General features: G+C 31.7%; 19 protein-coding genes and 1 pseudogene. 15 read left to right on the forward strand and 5 right to left on the reverse strand.

The window, feature by feature from the left end:
* Positions 1-231 precede the first annotated feature (231 nt).
* Positions 232-873, reverse strand: coding sequence for a helix-turn-helix domain-containing protein (locus tag IAI10_RS21510; RefSeq protein ID WP_315675372.1), 642 nt, complete (start codon positions 871-873; stop codon positions 232-234).
* Positions 874-976: 103 nt separating this feature from the next.
* Between IAI10_RS21510 and IAI10_RS21515 the strand changes: the two genes are divergently transcribed.
* The 4 genes from IAI10_RS21515 (at position 977) to IAI10_RS21530 (ending at position 5,188) form a co-directional block, all read left to right on the forward strand.
* Positions 977-2,284: an amidohydrolase family protein gene (locus IAI10_RS21515; protein WP_315675373.1), complete on the forward strand. Its 1,308-nt coding sequence runs from the start codon at positions 977-979 to the stop codon at positions 2,282-2,284.
* Between the two features lie 16 nt (positions 2,285-2,300).
* Positions 2,301-3,626: a CapA family protein gene (locus IAI10_RS21520; protein ID WP_315675374.1), complete on the forward strand. Its 1,326-nt coding sequence runs from the start codon at positions 2,301-2,303 to the stop codon at positions 3,624-3,626.
* Between the two features lie 102 nt (positions 3,627-3,728).
* Complete coding sequence (locus IAI10_RS21525) at positions 3,729-4,934, forward strand: amidohydrolase family protein (RefSeq protein ID WP_315675375.1); 1,206 nt, start codon at positions 3,729-3,731, stop codon at positions 4,932-4,934.
* Positions 4,935-5,065: 131 nt separating this feature from the next.
* Positions 5,066-5,188: a hypothetical protein gene (locus tag IAI10_RS21530; protein WP_315675376.1), complete on the forward strand. Its 123-nt coding sequence runs from the start codon at positions 5,066-5,068 to the stop codon at positions 5,186-5,188.
* A gap of 288 nt (positions 5,189-5,476) precedes the next feature.
* Here IAI10_RS21530 and IAI10_RS21535 read toward each other — a convergent pair whose 3' ends face one another.
* Positions 5,477-5,692, reverse strand: a complete 216-nt coding sequence (locus tag IAI10_RS21535) for an HXXEE domain-containing protein (protein WP_315675377.1) — start codon at positions 5,690-5,692, stop codon at positions 5,477-5,479.
* Positions 5,693-5,833: 141 nt separating this feature from the next.
* Between IAI10_RS21535 and IAI10_RS21540 the strand changes: the two genes are divergently transcribed.
* From IAI10_RS21540 to IAI10_RS21565, 6 genes and pseudogenes are all read left to right on the forward strand, one after another.
* Positions 5,834-6,400, forward strand: a complete 567-nt coding sequence (locus tag IAI10_RS21540; protein WP_315675378.1) for a TetR/AcrR family transcriptional regulator — start codon at positions 5,834-5,836, stop codon at positions 6,398-6,400.
* Positions 6,393-6,518, forward strand: a pseudogene (locus tag IAI10_RS21545) (nitroreductase); the annotation flags it as partial. The gene IAI10_RS21540 and the pseudogene IAI10_RS21545, both read left to right, overlap by 8 nt.
* 183 nt (positions 6,519-6,701) lie before the next feature.
* Positions 6,702-7,400: an MBL fold metallo-hydrolase gene (locus IAI10_RS21550; RefSeq protein ID WP_315675379.1), complete on the forward strand. Its 699-nt coding sequence runs from the start codon at positions 6,702-6,704 to the stop codon at positions 7,398-7,400.
* 16 nt (positions 7,401-7,416) lie between these two features.
* Positions 7,417-8,007 (forward strand): TetR/AcrR family transcriptional regulator, encoded by a 591-nt coding sequence (locus tag IAI10_RS21555; protein ID WP_315675380.1) that lies wholly within the window; start codon positions 7,417-7,419, stop codon positions 8,005-8,007.
* Positions 8,008-8,062: 55 nt separating this feature from the next.
* The gene (locus tag IAI10_RS21560; RefSeq protein ID WP_315675381.1) at positions 8,063-8,341 is read left to right on the forward strand and encodes a YciI family protein; all 279 of its coding nucleotides are present in this window, start codon (positions 8,063-8,065) and stop codon (positions 8,339-8,341) included.
* Positions 8,342-8,789: 448 nt separating this feature from the next.
* On the forward strand, positions 8,790-9,782 hold the full coding sequence (locus tag IAI10_RS21565) for an aminoglycoside phosphotransferase family protein (RefSeq protein ID WP_315675382.1): 993 nt from the start codon (positions 8,790-8,792) through the stop codon (positions 9,780-9,782).
* A 67-nt stretch (positions 9,783-9,849) separates the two neighbouring features.
* On the opposite strand, the gene IAI10_RS21570 is transcribed toward IAI10_RS21565, so the two are convergent.
* Positions 9,850-10,734, reverse strand: a complete 885-nt coding sequence (locus tag IAI10_RS21570; RefSeq protein WP_315675383.1) for a LysR family transcriptional regulator — start codon at positions 10,732-10,734, stop codon at positions 9,850-9,852.
* Positions 10,735-11,094: 360 nt separating this feature from the next.
* Here IAI10_RS21570 and IAI10_RS21575 point away from each other — a divergent pair, with 360 nt between their 5' ends.
* From IAI10_RS21575 to IAI10_RS21595, 5 genes are all read left to right on the forward strand, one after another.
* Positions 11,095-11,811, forward strand: a complete 717-nt coding sequence (locus IAI10_RS21575; protein WP_315675384.1) for a GDSL-type esterase/lipase family protein — start codon at positions 11,095-11,097, stop codon at positions 11,809-11,811.
* Positions 11,812-12,232: 421 nt separating this feature from the next.
* Positions 12,233-12,700, forward strand: coding sequence for a helix-turn-helix transcriptional regulator (locus IAI10_RS21580; protein ID WP_315675385.1), 468 nt, complete (start codon positions 12,233-12,235; stop codon positions 12,698-12,700).
* Positions 12,701-13,013: 313 nt separating this feature from the next.
* Positions 13,014-13,859 carry a hypothetical protein gene (locus tag IAI10_RS21585; protein WP_315675386.1) on the forward strand — a complete coding sequence of 282 codons (846 nt, stop codon included), beginning with the start codon at positions 13,014-13,016 and terminating at the stop codon, positions 13,857-13,859.
* A 569-nt stretch (positions 13,860-14,428) separates the two neighbouring features.
* Positions 14,429-14,698 carry a CD3324 family protein gene (locus IAI10_RS21590; RefSeq protein WP_315675387.1) on the forward strand — a complete coding sequence of 90 codons (270 nt, stop codon included), beginning with the start codon at positions 14,429-14,431 and terminating at the stop codon, positions 14,696-14,698.
* Positions 14,699-14,902: 204 nt separating this feature from the next.
* On the forward strand, positions 14,903-15,712 hold the full coding sequence (locus IAI10_RS21595) for an alpha/beta hydrolase (RefSeq protein WP_315675388.1): 810 nt from the start codon (positions 14,903-14,905) through the stop codon (positions 15,710-15,712).
* 940 nt (positions 15,713-16,652) lie between these two features.
* On the opposite strand, the gene IAI10_RS21600 is transcribed toward IAI10_RS21595, so the two are convergent.
* A complete protein-coding gene (locus tag IAI10_RS21600; protein WP_315675389.1) occupies positions 16,653-17,177 on the reverse strand; it encodes an HXXEE domain-containing protein in 525 nt (174 codons plus the stop codon).
* 200 nt (positions 17,178-17,377) lie between these two features.
* The coding region (locus IAI10_RS24715) for an IS3 family transposase (protein ID WP_396334415.1) at positions 17,378-17,530 on the reverse strand (153 nt) is incomplete at its 5' end.

Below are 17,530 nucleotides of genomic sequence, written 5' to 3' on the forward strand. Positions count from 1 at the left end.
TAAAATTAGAATTAAAGTAAGATTCTAAATAGATGAGAGCAACTGCTTGCATCCAGTAATCCAGAGCTATTTGAGTAGATTTTGCTCAGAATGTAAGGTTATTTGGGGTGTGTTATAAGGATTGAAGATGGTGCATTTTTATTGACAAAGGAAAATCAATGGATTAAAATTAACTCATAGTTAATTAACTGTGAGTTAATTTTTTTAATTCAACATTAAATTTAACCAAAATTATTGGTTTACAGGCTTATGCTTTATGTCCGGATTTTTATGTATACCATATCCAATCATAATTAACTCTGTATCCCCTGCATTATAAAAGTTGTGTTGTGTTCCTGAATATATATATATACTGTCCCACTTGTCAAGAGTAAACGCATCTTCCCTTATGAAGGTGGTAACTGTTCCTTGAATGATGAAAATACTAAAATCGAAGTCTAATGAAATTAATTTTTCACACGACCATTTTCCCGGCATTAATGTGATATACATTCCGACGATACGGGAGTTATCATTTTCATCTGCAGAATAGGGTGTTATGAATTCATATTCGGTGAGAATCTCCGGCATAATAAATTTTTTTCTGTTGTTATGACGGATGATATCATACTTTTTATCAGCAGTATTCTCTACACAGATATTATTGGATTCATTTTCCGATAAAAGATCAAATACTGTAACATTAAGACAATTACTTATGCGCCTGAGCATATCAAGTGATGGCTGCTTGAGACCACGTTCCAACTGTGACAGGTAACTGGAAGTGCAGCCGATTATGCCGCTAAGGTCTGATAGTGTATAACCCTTAGATTTTCTGATTTGTTTCAGCTTTATAATATTCATGTTATTTCCTCCAAAAACGAACTTCCCCAAATTATTTATAATACTATCCGCTAAAGCAAATAAAGTCAATAGCTATGGATAAATCAAATGTGTAATTAAAAATAATATAAATTTATGAAAAGGAGATATCATTATGTCAGATTATGCATTAACAAATTGTCGGATTATCGATGGTATTAATTCTGGTTATAAGGAAAATATGACTATGTTGGTAGAGCACGGTACAATTAAGCAAATTGGGAAATCTTCTGAAGTGAAAGTACCCGCAGGTTATACAATTCTGGATATTACTGATAAATATGTTATGCCTGGATTGATTAATGCTCATGTGCATTTGTTCGGCAGTGGAAAGCCGATGAAAGCTCTAAGTGGAGGCAAATCACAAAAGAGAATTGCCCGCATGATAAACACAAAGATTGGTCGGAAAATACTTAACCAGATGGTGAAAAAGCATGCTCTAACTGCATTTAATTCAGGAGTAACAACCATCAGAGCCGTTGGTGACTTATTATATTCAGATATTAGACTTAGAGATCTGATCGATTCTGAAAAGATTCAGGGACCAAGACTCATTGTATCAGGACCTGCTATTTCTGTTACCGGTGGGCATGGTGCGGGAAGCTTTGCTCATATCTCAGATTCTCCGTGGGAGGCTAGAAAGTTTGTACGTAAGAATGTAAGTGAGCAGGTTGACTTTATAAAAATATGTGTTACTGGCGGAGTAATTGATAGTCGAATGGTAGGTCAAGCCGGTCGTCTGGAAATGACACTGGAGGAGGTTTCCGCTGTGTGTGAAGAAGCACATAAAATGGGTTTTCTAGTAGCTGCTCATGCCGAAAGCACCGAGGGCGTAAGGACAGCCCTGCTGGGAGGTGCGGATACCATTGAACATGGCAGTGTACTTGATCAGAAAATGATAGAACTTTTCTTAGACAATCCTAAGTCTCTTCGTGGATATTCCAGTTTGATACCAACACTATATCCAGCAGTTACGATATGCAAGCTTAAGCCTGAGGACACTCTTATGAATTCTGTCAACGTTGAAAATGCCAAGATTGTATTCGAGGGAATGGCTAAAGGATTAGTTCAGGCAACTGAGGCAGGTATCTTGACGGGACTTGGTACAGATTCTTCCTGTCCGTTTGTTACACAATACAATACATGGCGGGAGCTTGACTATACTGTGAAATATGCTGGAATGTCACCGGAGGCAGCCATACATAATGCCACCCGCCATAATGCCAAAATTCTTGGAATTGATCATTTGACTGGTACTCTGGAATTAGGGAAAGCTTCGGACATGATTGTTATAAAAAATAATCCATTAACTGATTTACGGGCTTTATCAGAAGTTGATATGGTAATGCGCGGTGAATTATTAATTGATAATCCCAAGATAGCAAAGTTATCTCAAGTGGATAAATTACTTAATGATATCTAAAACTAAGGAGGAACATATGTCAGCTGTATTATTAAAGTTAATATGCCGGATTAACTGGCTACTTCATAAGGAAAAGTTCAAATACTCTCATGAAACTGAGGGCAATGCAGAATTTATGAGCTTTGGTGAAAAGCTTTGGTGGGGGTATAAATATTTTTTCAATCCAATTGAAAAAGCAGAGAAAGGAAAGCGCATTGAAGAATATTTTAAAAATCAGGATTTAAAATTCTCTTTATTGAAGGGCTTTGAAGAAACCTCCAGGCTCACGTTTACTGCGGGGGGAGATATTCTGGCTTCTCATCATATACGGACAGATAACACTTCGAAATTATGGGATGAAGCTGAGGATTTTCTGTTTAATTCCGATATTTGCTGTGCTAACTTAGAAACACCGATAGTTCCTTCAATCTCAGCGAGCTTTGTTCCTAAGAATATACTTAAAGCTCCTGCTCTTAATAATACACCAGAGGCTTTTGACCTTTTTTATAGAGAAGGCAAAGGAATTAATTTCTTTTCAACGGCCAATAATCATTGTTTTGATATGGGTGAAGCAGGATTATTAGAAACACTTGAATTTCTGGATAAAAAGGGCTGTTCTCATGTGGGCACCGCAAGTACCAAGCAGCAGAGGGATGACTTTCAGCTTGTCACGAAAAACGAGATTCGTATTGCTTTTCTCTCGTATACATTTTCTACCAATGGGAAACCGGTGCCCGAGGATAAAGACTACCTTGTAAATTACATAAGACTTAATCGTCCGGATTGTGATATTTCATTGATAAAAAATCATGTGCATGCGGCAAAAACAGAGCGGCAGGCAGATATTGTTATTGCCTGTATTCATTGGAGTCTGGAATTTGAGTCATATCCAATCCAAAATGTAATTGATATGGGGCATAAACTGATTTCATTAGGGATAGATATCATTATAGGAAATCACCCACATGGCATTCAGCCAATGGAGAAGTATGCTTTTCTTGATCCATACTCCGGAATCACAAAACAGGGGCTAATTATTTATGCACTAGGTGATCTTATTTCCTGCCACGAACATATTCCTAATTCGCGTCTGAATAATATAGTCCGATTGAATATATCCAAGGGAAGAATAGACGGTAAAGAATTAACTGTAATATCCGATCTTAAAATCAGACCTATGTATATTTACTCCAAAATGGAAGGGGAACAATGTATTGATTTCAAACTTTTGAATTTTATCAGATTAATGAATGAAATAAATGAAGAAAATAATCACATGAATTTCGATGAAACAACCGTTAAGGAATTAAAGAGACTTGAAAGGTTAATGTATGAGCTTTTGCATAATGAAATCATGGACTAATATAGGTGGTAAGTAAATGAGGAGCTTAAAGCAGATGTGCGTGATATTAAATTTGTATATATGCACACTGATTACTTTATTAATTCTAAGGGAGGAATGAAATTGATTATTGAAGTTGATAAAATTATTACAGGGGATGGAGCAACAGTATTAAATAACACAGCGATTTTTATTGATGAGAAAGGCTTAATAGGTAAAATTGGTAGCGCAGAGCAACTTAAGAAATTATATCCACAGGAATGCGTACAGGAATATAAGGATGCCACATTGCTTCCAGGTCTTATAGACATGCATGTTCATATTGGTTATTGGTGGACAAAGCCGGACTATAGTGAATATAACGATTTTATGATTGCCTACATGGCTTTAAAGAACTCACAAAGCACCTTTAAGGCAGGTGTTACAACAATAAGAGACGTAGCTTCTCCAGAACATTTATGCATATCCATGAAAAAGGCAGCTTCAAGAGGTTTTATACAAATACCGCGTATAATTGATTCAGGTGCTGGAATATGCATGACTGGGGGACATGGCTGGCAGTTAAAGGGTGGTATAAAGGAAGTTAATGGTCCTTGGGAGATTAGAAAAACAGTACGTGAGCAGATAAAAAATGGAGCTCAATGGATTAAGATTCTATCAAGTCATAGATCTAATACACCAGAGTTCACTCAAGAAGAACTTAACGTTGCTGTTGATGAAGCTCATAGAGTAGGTGTAAAAATTGCTGTTCATTCTGGAACTCAGCCATCCATACAAATGTGTATTGATGCAGGATTTGATACAATCGAGCATGGTACATATTTAACAGTGGATCAGGCACAGCAAATGAAAGAGAAAAATATTGTATGGGTTCCGACAATAATTGCATATACAGGAATTTATGAATATCTAAAAGCTTATGCAGGTAAAGGCGCAACTGGAAATGTTATGGTTGATGGTGCAATAAAAGATTATGAATACTATAAAAGTGCAGCTGAAGCTTATAGGGATAACTTTGGAAAACTTATAAAAACAGGTGTTAAGACCATAGCAGGTACGGATTTGGTTGCTGATGGTGCACCTATTACTCCAGTGGCGTTAGAAATGAAATATATGGTGAATTATGGAATGGAACCGCTTGAGGCCATCAAGGCTGCTACCTCAGCTAGTGCTGAGGTACTTGGTATGTCGGATAAAATAGGCCTGATAAAAGAAGGACTAATTGCTGATCTTTTGATTGTTGAAGGAGATCCTCTTAAGGATATAGCAAGCATGTCTAACATTGCTGAAGTTTACTATGGAGGAAAATCTGTATATAAAAAATTATAAACCATTAATACAAGTTTAAGGTTCAGGCATTGAAATATTTTTAACGCCTTCAAGGCCATTTTATAACTCTAAAAAATTATGAATTTTATTACACGGATACAGAGTTGCATAATAAGTGCTTTATCTCAGGTATGGCTGATGTTTATTTATCAAGTGCCAATAAAGGTACGAATACTACAGATAAGATATATGAGAATGGCGCGTCTAAATTTATCGGAGAAGCTATAAAGTATTACGCTGAAAATAGTAAGTAATGAATTAAAAGGTGATGCTCATTGTGATGAACTTGAACTAACATGGTAACAAATAAGGAAGGCAATAGAAAATATTTTGATTGGTAATTTCTGTATTTTTTATTGCCGTTTCTGTTCCATTATTACAGATACCCTGTATAATATAATTTAACTCAATAACAAACAATCTTTTAGAAAAATTTTCATATATGGCTTGTTTTTTTCACTGGAATATGCTAAGAGGTCTTTTTTACACGAATCGTTGCCGTATCCCTATATGTAACCAAATTTTTTAATATTTAATGATTCTTAACGATATATCACTTTTTGTTGTACGGCAATTTCCCTTTTAATTTCTACAAGTGAATCAATAAAATCAATTGGAATATGCTTGATTTTTAAGCTTTCTATATATTTTTTGTTTCGTTGCTTCCAAGCAGTAATCATTATTATTTCCTCGAAATCATGAAGAATAAAAATAACAGGGAAAATCCATATAAATATAAATATAAATAATGGTTTCATAAAAAATACCTCCTTTTATAAATAAAATGTCTCACTTGTGTCACATGACAATTAATAGTATAATATTATTAAAAAAATAAGCAATAGTTTTAAAGTGCTACAAATAATATGAATTTGTGTCAATAAATGTGGGGAATAATCATGGAAAAGAAAAACAGAATTAATCCATTATCAATTCAGTCTAAAGAATGGTTAATGAATGCATTATTGGAGTTATTATCAGAGAAACATTATAACGAAATAACAATAACAGAAATAGCTTTACGTGCTCAATTAACGAGACGTACATTTTATCGTAATTTTGAGACTAAGGAAGACATCTTAAACATGTACATACAAAAATTATGCTGTGAGTATAAGGAATTGTTACAGGAAGAAATAATATTAAAAGTGCATAATGTTGCAAAAGTTTATTTTACTTTTTGGAATAAACATTTAGAGTTTTTAGCTATAATGGAGAAAAATAATTTGTTATTTATGATATTGCAAAAATATAATGAGTACTTACCTGTTCTTCATGGAGAGCTTATAGGTAATAATGAAGAACTTGAGAATAGTAATATGTTAGAATACATATTAACTTTTAGTGCTGGGGGCTTCTTTAATACTCTTGTGAAATGGATACATGATGGAGCCCAAAAATCACCTGAAGAAATTGCTAATATAGTTGATAAAATAATCTTGAAAGGTACACTATTAAATGATTAAAGAAATTGAAATGTGTAAAAGCATAAGAAAATATATAAATAAGCAAGTTGAAAATGAAAAAATAACTGAGTTACTTGAAAGCGCAAGACTTGCATCATCATGTAATAACACACAACCTTGACACTATATAATAGTAAAATCTGAAGATAGGTTTTGCGCATTTGTTTTTGTTGATGGAGAAAAAAACCTCTTTATTAAATACGAAAAATCCCTAATAAGAATTGACAAGACTAATTATATTAGTTATTATACTTATATAGTTAGTTTTGTTCGTTATTAAAGTGAAGGGAAGTGAAAATGTATGAGAATTGTAAATTACAAATCACTATATCAACTTACCATTATGCCGAATTTTTTTCCGGTCAATGTTTACGTAATTGAAGAAGAAAAAACACTAACACTCATCGATACTGGGTTGTCTATGATGGTACCAAAGATTCTTAGATTTTCAGATAGCTTAAGCAAACCTATCACAAGAATTTTGCTTACACATTGCCATACTGATCATATTGGAGGATTGTCAATGCTTAAAGAAGCACTTCCAAATGCTAAAGTAATTGTGCCCGAAAGAGAAAGTCGATTTATGAATGGCGATTTTTCACTTGATCCAGATGAACCAAATTTACCACTAAAAGGTGGTTACTCTAAAAAAGTAATTCCTATCTGTGATGAAACAATTGGACATGGAGATCAAATTGGTTCTTTGACAGCAATATGGACACCGGGACATACGCCAGGAACGACCTCTTATTGGAGTGCACAAGATAAAATTCTTATTGTAGGCGATGCATTGCAGACTAAGGGAGGTCTTGCAATTGCTGGTATGATCAATTGGAGCTTTCCTTTTCCAGCAATGGCAACTTGGTCTAAAGCATTAGCAATCAAAAGTGCTGAAAAAATACTTGAGATTGAACCAGAAGTAATTGCACCTGGCCATGGCAATTTACTTCATAAACCATTATTAGAACTTGAAAAAGCTATACGTAAAGTAAAAAAATAAATTGCTAGGAGGAAATATGTCACCAAGAGCTCAAATAAATTTAATAAAAATACTTGAGGTAGCTATTGATATTTGTAATGAAGAGGGGTATGAACAACTTACATTATCAGATGTTTCCAAAAGACTGGGCATAAAGACCCCATCACTTTACAACCACATTCAGGGATTATCGGATTTAAAACAAAAAATGGCTAATTACGGCATGCAGCTGTTATATGATTCTGTGATACATGCAGCTGTAGGATGTACAGGTGATGATGCAATCATATCAGTTTCAAAAGCGTATATAGAATTTGTGCATAAGCACCCTGGCTTATATCGTTCAATATCAAAAGCTCCGGACCCTTACGAGCCACAATTTGATTCATTAAGTAATCAACTAGTACAAATATTTATTAAGCTTTTGGGAGCTTATGATCTATCAAAGGAGGAAAGTATCCATGCAGTAAGAGGTTTACGAAGCATGCTGCATGGCTTTTCATCTATTGAGATGGACTTAGGTTTTAGAATTAACTATTCACAGGAGGATAGCCTTAACTTTGCTTTGACGGTATTTTTGAACGGATTAAGAAATCTAAAATCTATTGATGATATGGGACATAAATAGTAATATTTGCTAAAAAATTTTATTATAACATTAATCAAAAGGAGCTTGAACAAGAATGTATGTATATTTAATGAAAAACATAAAGCCTCTCAATGATGAGCTCATAAAGAGCCACGTTGAACATTTAAAACAATTGAAGAGACAAGGTAAACTTGTTCTTTGCGGGCCTTTCACGGATTATCCTGGAGGAATGGTAATTTTTTTAGCTGAGAGTTTTGCTGAAGCCACGAATATTGCAAAAGCTGATCCTTTTATTGCTTCGGGATGTAAGTCTTTTGAAATCAGAACGCTGGAACCAGCTAATGAAGAAAATAATTACCTATTAATCGAATAGAAGGGAATTTTTAAAACTTATGTAATCATACGTTTTTTTGACGAAATATACTTGCCTCCAAGGCCTCACCAGCTTCATGCAGCATTTTTTCAACATTTAAGGCGTGTGGAGACTTGCGTGTTGCTACAACGAAAAACTATATATTGTGAAAAATATCAAGGAAGCTGCTAGGAAGTGCAAAAATCAAAAGTAGCATAAAAACCCTCTTACTTTTTTATGTAAAAAGCAAGAGGGTTTTTATGCTTTAGTGTTCGGAAAACCAGCTGATAAGCGTGTGACTCTGACTGATCTTACTAGATTTATAAGATTTTTATTTTGAGTAATAACAAAAATATACTTATTTGTAAATTGGTAATTGACTTAGTATAATATTATTAAGTAGCATTTATAATTTAAGAAAAACTATTAAATTTCTATATAGGTCAAATAATTAATTTGGGAGGTATCTATGGAAAATATTAAAGGCATGATTAAAAAAATAATGTATACAGTGTATCAAAATTATGAATTGCTGGATAAAAATATAATTCAGCTTAAATCTGGCTGGGCAGGAAGTATTTATTCATTTTCAATATATGTTAAAAATAATATAAATAGAGAACAGAAAGATTATATTATAAAAATTTATTCAGGAAATAAAAAAGGAGCAGAAGATATTGAAAAAGAATGTCAGGCGCTTAAGTTTTTATCTAAAAGCGGCTATAACGTACCGGAATATATTGGACACGATACTTTGATGAATGAATTTAAATATCCCTTCATGGTTATGGAACGAATAAAAGGTAAGATGTTTTGGGATATATATCAGGAAGTGGAGATAGAACAGAAAAGGGAAATGGTTATTACATTTAGCAGATTACTATATGATTTACATAAAAAGGACATTGCAATTACAAAGATCGATAAAACGAAGGTGAAATCAGAAAAGCTTATTGATAACGAATTAGAGGAAATAAAGGAGATACTAGATATTTATAATATAGAAAAATTAAAACCAATATATTTGTGGTTGGAAAATAAGAAGCATACTGTGGTTGATTTAAGCCCGTCTATTCTTCATCGAGATTATCATCCATGGAATATTATTATAAACCAGAGAAATCAGCCTTATGTTATTGATTGGGTATGGGGAATCGGTGATTACAGATTTGATCTTGCATGGACAATCTGTCTGTTGGAAAGGGGAGGACTTGATTCTTTTGCAGAAGAAGTGCTGACTGCCTATAAGGAGATATTGGGAAAGGAAATAAATAATTTTGATTATTTTAAAGTGCTTTCAACACTGAGATGGCTGCTCAATGTCTCGGCTTCACTTATTTCTGGTGAAAATCTTAGAGAGGGACAGCGTCAAGCATTTAGTGAATTTTTAAAAACGCCGATCAGAAAAGCTTGCGAGACCTTTAATGAAATAGCTAATACAGAAATCAGATATACTCTGTAGAGGGTTAAGGAGCATTTGCGTCATGGTTTTGTAGAAAATAATAATATTTTATAGTTTAATTATACACTTAGATGTCATTTAAACTAAGCTTAGCAAAATAATCAGTTGCGAACTGACGAAATAATCGCGCTGCCTGTGGTAGATAGCGTTCTACATTATATGAGAGTGATATGGTTCTTTCACAAACAGGTTCTTCAATATGCAAAAGCTTCATAGAAGTTCCTGTAGATCCACCCCATGTAATTGAAGGTATAAATGCGATACCCTGCTCTGCTCTAATAAGACCACGAACAGTTGCTGGATCGTCGCTTTCAAATATAACATGAGGATTAAACCCAGCATACTTGCAAAACTTATCAGTGATTTCCCGAAGGCTCTGACCAGATTTTAGGCTTATGAAATCATCGCCTGCAACCTCGCTTAGATGAATACTTGTTCGGTTAGCAAGAGGATGTTCAACTGGAACCGCGAGAAAGATTTCTTCCTTTACAATAGGAATATTATTAGTACCTTCAAGCTTAATGTTGGATGAGGAAATGCATAAGTCAAAATCTGGTTTAGTTATTGAACCAGGGAAATGCTGTATAAGGCTGAAACTTATGTGCGGATATTCCTTGCGAAAGGAACTTAAGAGTTCTGGCAATAGATTAGAAGCAGCTAATACAGCCAACTTAACGTCTCCAAATGTCTTTCCAGCTAAATCATTAAGTTCATTTTTTCCGTCCTCTAGGGCATTCAATGCTTGTTCTACTCTTTTTAAAAAAGCTTTACCATATTGATTTAGATGTATATACTTTCCGCGGCGGTCAAACAATAAAACTCCGAGTTCTTTTTCTAAAAGAGAAATAGTTTTACTAAGTGCCGGTTGAGGGATATGAAGTTCTTCTGCTGCTCGTGTTACGTGCTCATAGCGAGCAACGGTTTGAAAATATTTAAGTTGTAATAGTTCCATAATTAATCCTTCCATACATATAAATGTATATATAATATATATAATTATATATTAGACGTTATATATATTTCAAGCTTATAATAAAAACAAGGAAGTAAATTGCAAGGTATTGAAAAAAATGAAATTAAATCCACATGGCTTAGTACGATTTGGAAATATTGATGATATAATCATAGATTCACCAAAGCCTGAATGTGTTATTGAATATATGATCAGGGGGCCATTCGTAGTGGTACGCGAGTTCCAACATTGGGGAGCGTGATTCCAGTGAGAATACGTTGAGGTAGTCTAAATCAGAGGTTAGTGGGAGCTATAGAATTGGATAATATAATTTTAAAATAAAAAATGGGAGTGATTATTATGACAACAAAAAGAATGATAGAACTTTTGCAAAATCCAGAAATTAAAGAAGCGATACAACAAAGGGATCACAAGAATTTTCTTGAATATAAGAAAGGTTTAATAAAGAAATATAAGATGCGTAATAAGCATATTAGAAAGAATCAGATCTTATTTGTTGGCTCTTCCTTAATGGAGCAATTTCCTATTGAAGAAATGCAATATACTTTAGAGTTAAACTGCGCAATCTATAATCGTGGAGTTGGCGGTATTACTACAAGCGAATTACTAACTATAATCGATGTATGTATTTTTGATTTAGAACCATCAAAAATATTTATAAATATTGGTTCAAATGATATTGGCGGTGGTCTGGATAACGGTAAAAAAGAAATATTTCTTGAAAACTATAATGAAATTTTGAATCAAATCAAAGAAAAGTTACCTAAATGTGAAGTATATGTAATGGCCTATTATCCAGTAAATGCAAAAGAAAGTTTTGGCTTAGATTTAGAAAGCAAGAAAGGCATGTTTGCTTCACGTAATAATGTGAATATTATGATAGTAAATGAGGAAGTAAAAGAATTAGCTTTAAAACTAGGGCTTAACTTTATAAATGTTAATGAAGGTTTGACAGACGAAGAAGGAAATTTGAAAGCAGAGTTTACTGTGGAAGGAGTCCATATGTGGCCAAACGCATATTCAGTCATTCTTGAGAATATGAAAAAGTATTTATAATAATCATAGATGAAGAATTGAAAAATGGTTAAATTTAATTAAACAATATTAGCAATTTTGAAAATATTGACCGTATACTCAGTTTTGATGACGAGCTTGTTTGTATCGTATGATTTTAGCAAGCTCTTTTTCTGTTTCTAATATAATTTAAACAAAGAATAACTGTTTTATTTAGCGAAATCAAATATATTTTGTTTATTGATTATTAATAAAAATTTAATGCAAATTAGTATGGAATACTGTAATAATCTTCTATAAATTTTATATAAAATCTTAATATTGTCATATGAAAATTTTAAGAAGCTAGTATTGTAAAAATATTTTGTTACGTAACACATTAATTATATTATATTAACATTTTGTGTAAAAACTTGTATAATTATAAAAACATACATATTTTTTTCAGGGGAGGTGACGCTGTATGGAAATCTACAAAGTATACACAATAGGAGAAAAATTAAGATTATTTAGAGAGAAGTATAGGTTGCGTCAAGAGCAGATTGTAGGGAATGATGTAACTAGAAATCTAATAAGTCAAATTGAAAATGGTAAAGCGGGGTTGACTAGGTCTACTGCTCAAATAATTCTATCTCATGCTAAAGAAATATTAGAAAGAGATAATATTCATTTGGATGTGGACATAGAATATTTATTAGAGGACGAAAAAACTCAAGCTAGAAAAATATTAGATAATTTTATTTATGAGCTAAAACAGCTTGCTAATACTAATGATAATGCCTTTGCTGATACTTTAAATGAAGCAGAAAAATTTATGCTTAAATGGGATTATACAGATAAAAAGATAGCCATATATGATATAGCTGGTGATTACTATTTTAAAAATAGGCTATGTTTTAAAAGGATGTTGATAAAGGCGTTTTTCGTCTAGCATGGTTTCTTTCAGAACCCATGTAAGAAACTCTAAGGGCCGCTTTGTTATAATTGGCTACCAATTTTATTGCGCCATCCATGGCGCTAAAATTGCTTTGCCCGTCCTGGGCAAAATTACGCCAATTATAAGTCGCAATCCCTAAGAGTTTCTAGAACTTAAACGATAATATCAACATTTTAAAACATAGCCTCCCGAACTGAAGGAAGTTTTAAATCAGTGTAAAAATCAACACTGATTTAAAACAGAGCCTAAAAATAAGGTGTTTTATAAATCATCACTTTATTTTGAGAATGTTAGGTGTCTTATAAATTTGGACATGAATATCGAAAATTTAATTATTATTTTAAAAAAGTTATCCAATGTATATTTCTATATGGGCAAATACCAAGATGGAGTTGATGTTTGTACATATGCAATAGATCATTTTCCACAAATTGATGAAGTAAATAAATCTATGCTGTTATTTAATAGTATACTGTACTATAATTATATGGAGAACTATACTAAAGCACTTGAAAAAATCAAGGCTCTGGAAAGTATCGTTAATGAAAACACTAAAGATAAATTCGGTGACTTATACAATAAAATTTTACTATTAAAAGCCTCCTGCCTATTTCATGTTAACAGATATAGCGAATCTTTAAATATTTACTCGCTTTTAATTAGCTACATGCCAAGAGAGAATTACGGAAACAGATTGATTTATGAAAATAATAAAGCTGAAATATTTATATTATCAAATAGGATTGATGAAGCTAAAAAATCATTAAACTATATTCTTGACAACATAAATAATGTACCTGATATGTTTCCTTTTATTCCACAGCTATATTTAGAAATTAGTAGAAGGTATTTACAACTTGCAGACGTAGATAGTGCTATTGCATATCTATATAAAGCTTTAAATTACGGGAAATCCTATAACTATTCTTTTGTAATTAGTGATATTTTAAAAGAGCTAATACATATCCCCAACAAAAAAATCGAAGTTGATATTGAAAATGAATTTATTGAATTAGTGAATTCAGTAAAGAGTGTTGATCCAACTTTAATGATTGAAATTTTGAGATACTTTACAACTTCAGGAAACGCGAAAGCTGTGCTAGAGATATGTGATTTTTGTCAAATGTATACTCAAAAAAATAAAAGGATGTGATTGAGGTGTTTTTTAAAGGAAAAAAAGTTTTTTCAGTAATAACTATACTTACATTAACAATATTGTTAACAAATATTGTTATCATTTATCACTTGGCAGATATCCCAGGATTACCAGTAGGTATGTAAATTAAAAATAGCTATTATATAATTAACTAGACATTTTGGAATTGCAAAGCTACAAATGATATGCTCCCTTTATGGTAGACAGTTAAAATAATAAAAGCTGTTTCTATGGAGGGAACATATTTTTTTATTTAGAAATACTTTTCTTCTATATTATCTTTATAAATCTGATATATGAAGTATAAATTAGGAAGCAAGAAATTGGTTGATAATTTGTGTGATATTTGGTATGATTTATGAAATAAAAACATATAGGGGGATAACAAAATGAGATCTCAGCTTTTAGAACGCAATGAATTAATATATTCTGCGCAAAGCCTGTAGAATGACAGAGGGTTACAGTTTGCACAGAGGTAATAAGTATACTAACCTTTAATAATTAAAGGTCATATATGCAGGCTTTGTCTCTTTAATTTGCAGTATTTATTTAAGGAGAGAAGCTTTATGAAGAGTGCAAAAATTGAAAGAATTTTGCCAGATAATTTAGTTAAAGAAATTCAAAAATATATTCAGGGTGAATATATTTATGTTCCATATCAATTGAAAGAGAGAAAAAAGTGGGGAGAAATTTCAGGAAGTCGAGCTAACATACAAGCTAGAAATGAAATAATACGCAAAAAGTATGAAAGTGGATATAAAATTAAGGATTTAGCTGAAGAGTTTTTTCTCTCTATAGACAGCATAAAGAAAATTGTATATGTAAGAAATAAATGATTTGAAGCCACCACTCTTACCACATGATATGCTCTCTGTAAAGTAAATAGAGGGCAGTTCAGCAGTAATGGGTGGTAGTTTTTTATGTAAAGAATAATATAAAAATGTTTTTTAGCTTTAGCTTTTTGTAGAGAAACATTAAAATTAGTCTATAGCAAAATCATTATATGTGATGCTAAATATGTACTATAAAAAGGTGAAAAAATGGAATGCAAGATAAAAAATATATCAATAAATTATGAGATAATTGGTGAAGGAAGGCCAATTGTTATGATACATGGATATTATCCAGACCATAGGTTAATGACTGGATGTATGGAGCCAATATTTCAAGATAAAGAGGGTTATAAAAGGATATATATCGACTTGCCAGGTATGGGTAAATCAGAGAGTGCAGAATGGATTAGTAACTCAGATACTATGCTTGACATTGTAATTGATTTTATAGAAAAAATTATTCCTAATGAAAATTTTTTGATTGCAGGTCAATCATATGGCGGTTATCTGTCAAGAGGAGTAGTGTACAAGATGCAAGATAGGGTTGATGGGGTTGTATTAATTTGTCCGGTTATAATACCCGAGTATAAAAAACGAAATGTCCCTGAGCATGTTATTTTAGTAAGAGACAGTATTTTGTTATCTAAACTAACTGCAGAGGAAGCTGAAGATTTTGATTCATCAATGGTAGTTCAAAGTGAAAGAATCTATGAAAGAAATCAAAATGAAATAATGGCTGGTGTTAATATAGCCAATAGCAGCTTCCTGCAAAGCCTTCAGCAAAATGGATATGCTTTCTCATTCGATGTAGATAAGCTAAGTAGTAAATTCGATAAGCCTGCACTTATATTGTTAGGGAAACAAGACAATTGTGTTGGTTATAAGGATGCTTGGAATATATTAGAAAACTTTACAAGAGCAACTTTTGCTGTACTGGACAGAGCAGGACATAATCTTCATATAGAGCAGGAAGGACTATTTAACAGCATAGTGAATGAATGGCTTGCAAGGGTATAATATTCATATAGTAAGGGTCAAGAAAAATTTCTTGACCTATTTCTTATGTGAATTTTTATAGATGCATAAAAATAAATATCATATGTTCACAAAACAAACTTGCGGATTTTATTCTTATTGAGAGCGTTATTACAGTGAAGTTTATTTTTGCATTTATGAAAAAGATTATGATAAGTATAAGAAATTATAATGAATGGATAATGCTTTTATTGAGTCAACAACAGACATATTATCTTAATGAACTAACTTAACTATTGTTATTTTAATAAGAGTAAAATGGATTTAAGATGAATAATTTTGACTAAATAATATTTGAAGATTAAACTATGTCAAAAAATGATGCTCATACTGAAATTGAAGCAATATCTAATAATTACGATTTAAAGTAATTTATATCGAGCCAATCACTTGAATAGCATAAGTAAAGTGAATTTTGATACATTAGAATTAGCAACACGATAATATACAGAATATACCAATAATTTAAAAATTCTTATTAGTTTTTTATATAAAAAATAATCATTTATTATTGTAAATTTCAATTTTGAAGAATTTAAAAACTTAATAAATACATGCCTCATAGAACTCAAAAATAGCCCGTCTATGAATCAGGTTCATATGTAAAGAATTTAGATAAATACAGATAGTAAATTTACGAAGGTCTTCAAAAATCCTTTTAGCAGAACTCTATTTTACGAAGGAAACTAATAAATATATTGAATCACAAGACAAAATCTGCTTTTTCATTTTCAATAACCACAGCAAAATTCAGTTTTGCATGAAGAGAAGTTAGAAGTTCAACATGTTCAAAAATTTTGAAATCTTTAAAATCATCTTCACTGTTGCTTTCTACGATTTGACTTATTATATCATTTGGCTACTCATAGAAATAAAATGTGGCAATTATGGAGGAACGTGGTGAAAAGAATAAAGTAAGAGATTATGAATTAGAATAGCATTCAAGCCAAAAATCAAATTTTTCCATTACCTTATGCAAAAACAAAACATTTATCACCATGATTATCGTACAGATTAATATAGAAACTAATGAAGCTGAAGAATTATAGTTCAGTAACATAGTAGTCTTGTATATTATAAAACAAGAAATAGGAATAAAAATTATGCTGGTTATTATTGATGGTACATATTTTTTAAAAAATAAAAACTGAAATAAATGAATAAACAAATGAATAGTAAAAGCAATAAAAAATCCATACCAAACAATGTAATTGCTAATTAAAGATGAAACTAATGTAATTATTGAAATTATAAGAAATTCTTCAGCTACTGCAATTGAAAACGCTGCAGTTGAAGCATTAAAATCAATTGGAATATGCCTGATTTTTAAACTCTCTATATATTTTTTGTTTCGTTGCTTCCAAGCAGTAATCATTATTATTTCCTCGAAATCATGAAGAATAAAAATAACAGGGAAAATCCATATAAATATAAATAATGGTTTCATAAAAAATACCTCCTTTTATAAATAAAATGTCTCACTTGTGTCACATGACAATTAATAGTATAATATTATTAAAAAAATAAGCAATAGTTTTAAAATAAGTGCTACAAATAATATGAATTTGTGTCAATAAATGTGGGGAATAATCGGATTAACCCCTTGGTTTTGGACAAAACCCAATAAATTCTCTAAATTTCTTAGAATTACACCCTTATTTGAATATTAGTTAGATTTTCTCCAAAATGAAGGTTATAAAATTCATTTGGTGACATAAACTTCAAACTTGAATGAATTCTTCTTTTGTTATAAAATTCCATGAATTCGTTTACCGCTTCGTATGCTTGTACATAGCTTTT

The organism is Clostridium sp. 19966, assembly GCF_032335695.1.
GTDB lineage: Bacteria > Bacillota > Clostridia > Clostridiales > Clostridiaceae > JACTOJ01.

Excerpts from the sequence above, each read along its gene's own strand:
- IAI10_RS21515 (WP_315675373.1), top strand. The coding sequence starts at position 977 with ATGTCAGATTATGCATTAACAAATTGTCGGATTATCGATGGTATTAAT.
- IAI10_RS21520 (WP_315675374.1), top strand. The coding sequence starts at position 2,301 with ATGTCAGCTGTATTATTAAAGTTAATATGCCGGATTAACTGGCTACTT.
- IAI10_RS21530 (WP_315675376.1), top strand. The coding sequence starts at position 5,066 with ATGGCTGATGTTTATTTATCAAGTGCCAATAAAGGTACGAATACTACA.
- IAI10_RS21535 (WP_315675377.1), bottom strand. The coding sequence starts at position 5,692 with ATGAAACCATTATTTATATTTATATTTATATGGATTTTCCCTGTTATT.
- IAI10_RS21540 (WP_315675378.1), top strand. The coding sequence starts at position 5,834 with ATGGAAAAGAAAAACAGAATTAATCCATTATCAATTCAGTCTAAAGAA.
- IAI10_RS21550 (WP_315675379.1), top strand. The coding sequence starts at position 6,702 with ATGAGAATTGTAAATTACAAATCACTATATCAACTTACCATTATGCCG.
- IAI10_RS21555 (WP_315675380.1), top strand. The coding sequence starts at position 7,417 with ATGTCACCAAGAGCTCAAATAAATTTAATAAAAATACTTGAGGTAGCT.
- IAI10_RS21560 (WP_315675381.1), top strand. The coding sequence starts at position 8,063 with ATGTATGTATATTTAATGAAAAACATAAAGCCTCTCAATGATGAGCTC.
- IAI10_RS21565 (WP_315675382.1), top strand. The coding sequence starts at position 8,790 with ATGGAAAATATTAAAGGCATGATTAAAAAAATAATGTATACAGTGTAT.
- IAI10_RS21570 (WP_315675383.1), bottom strand. The coding sequence starts at position 10,734 with ATGGAACTATTACAACTTAAATATTTTCAAACCGTTGCTCGCTATGAG.
- IAI10_RS21575 (WP_315675384.1), top strand. The coding sequence starts at position 11,095 with ATGACAACAAAAAGAATGATAGAACTTTTGCAAAATCCAGAAATTAAA.
- IAI10_RS21580 (WP_315675385.1), top strand. The coding sequence starts at position 12,233 with ATGGAAATCTACAAAGTATACACAATAGGAGAAAAATTAAGATTATTT.
- IAI10_RS21590 (WP_315675387.1), top strand. The coding sequence starts at position 14,429 with ATGAAGAGTGCAAAAATTGAAAGAATTTTGCCAGATAATTTAGTTAAA.
- IAI10_RS21595 (WP_315675388.1), top strand. The coding sequence starts at position 14,903 with ATGGAATGCAAGATAAAAAATATATCAATAAATTATGAGATAATTGGT.
- IAI10_RS21600 (WP_315675389.1), bottom strand. The coding sequence starts at position 17,177 with ATGAAACCATTATTTATATTTATATGGATTTTCCCTGTTATTTTTATT.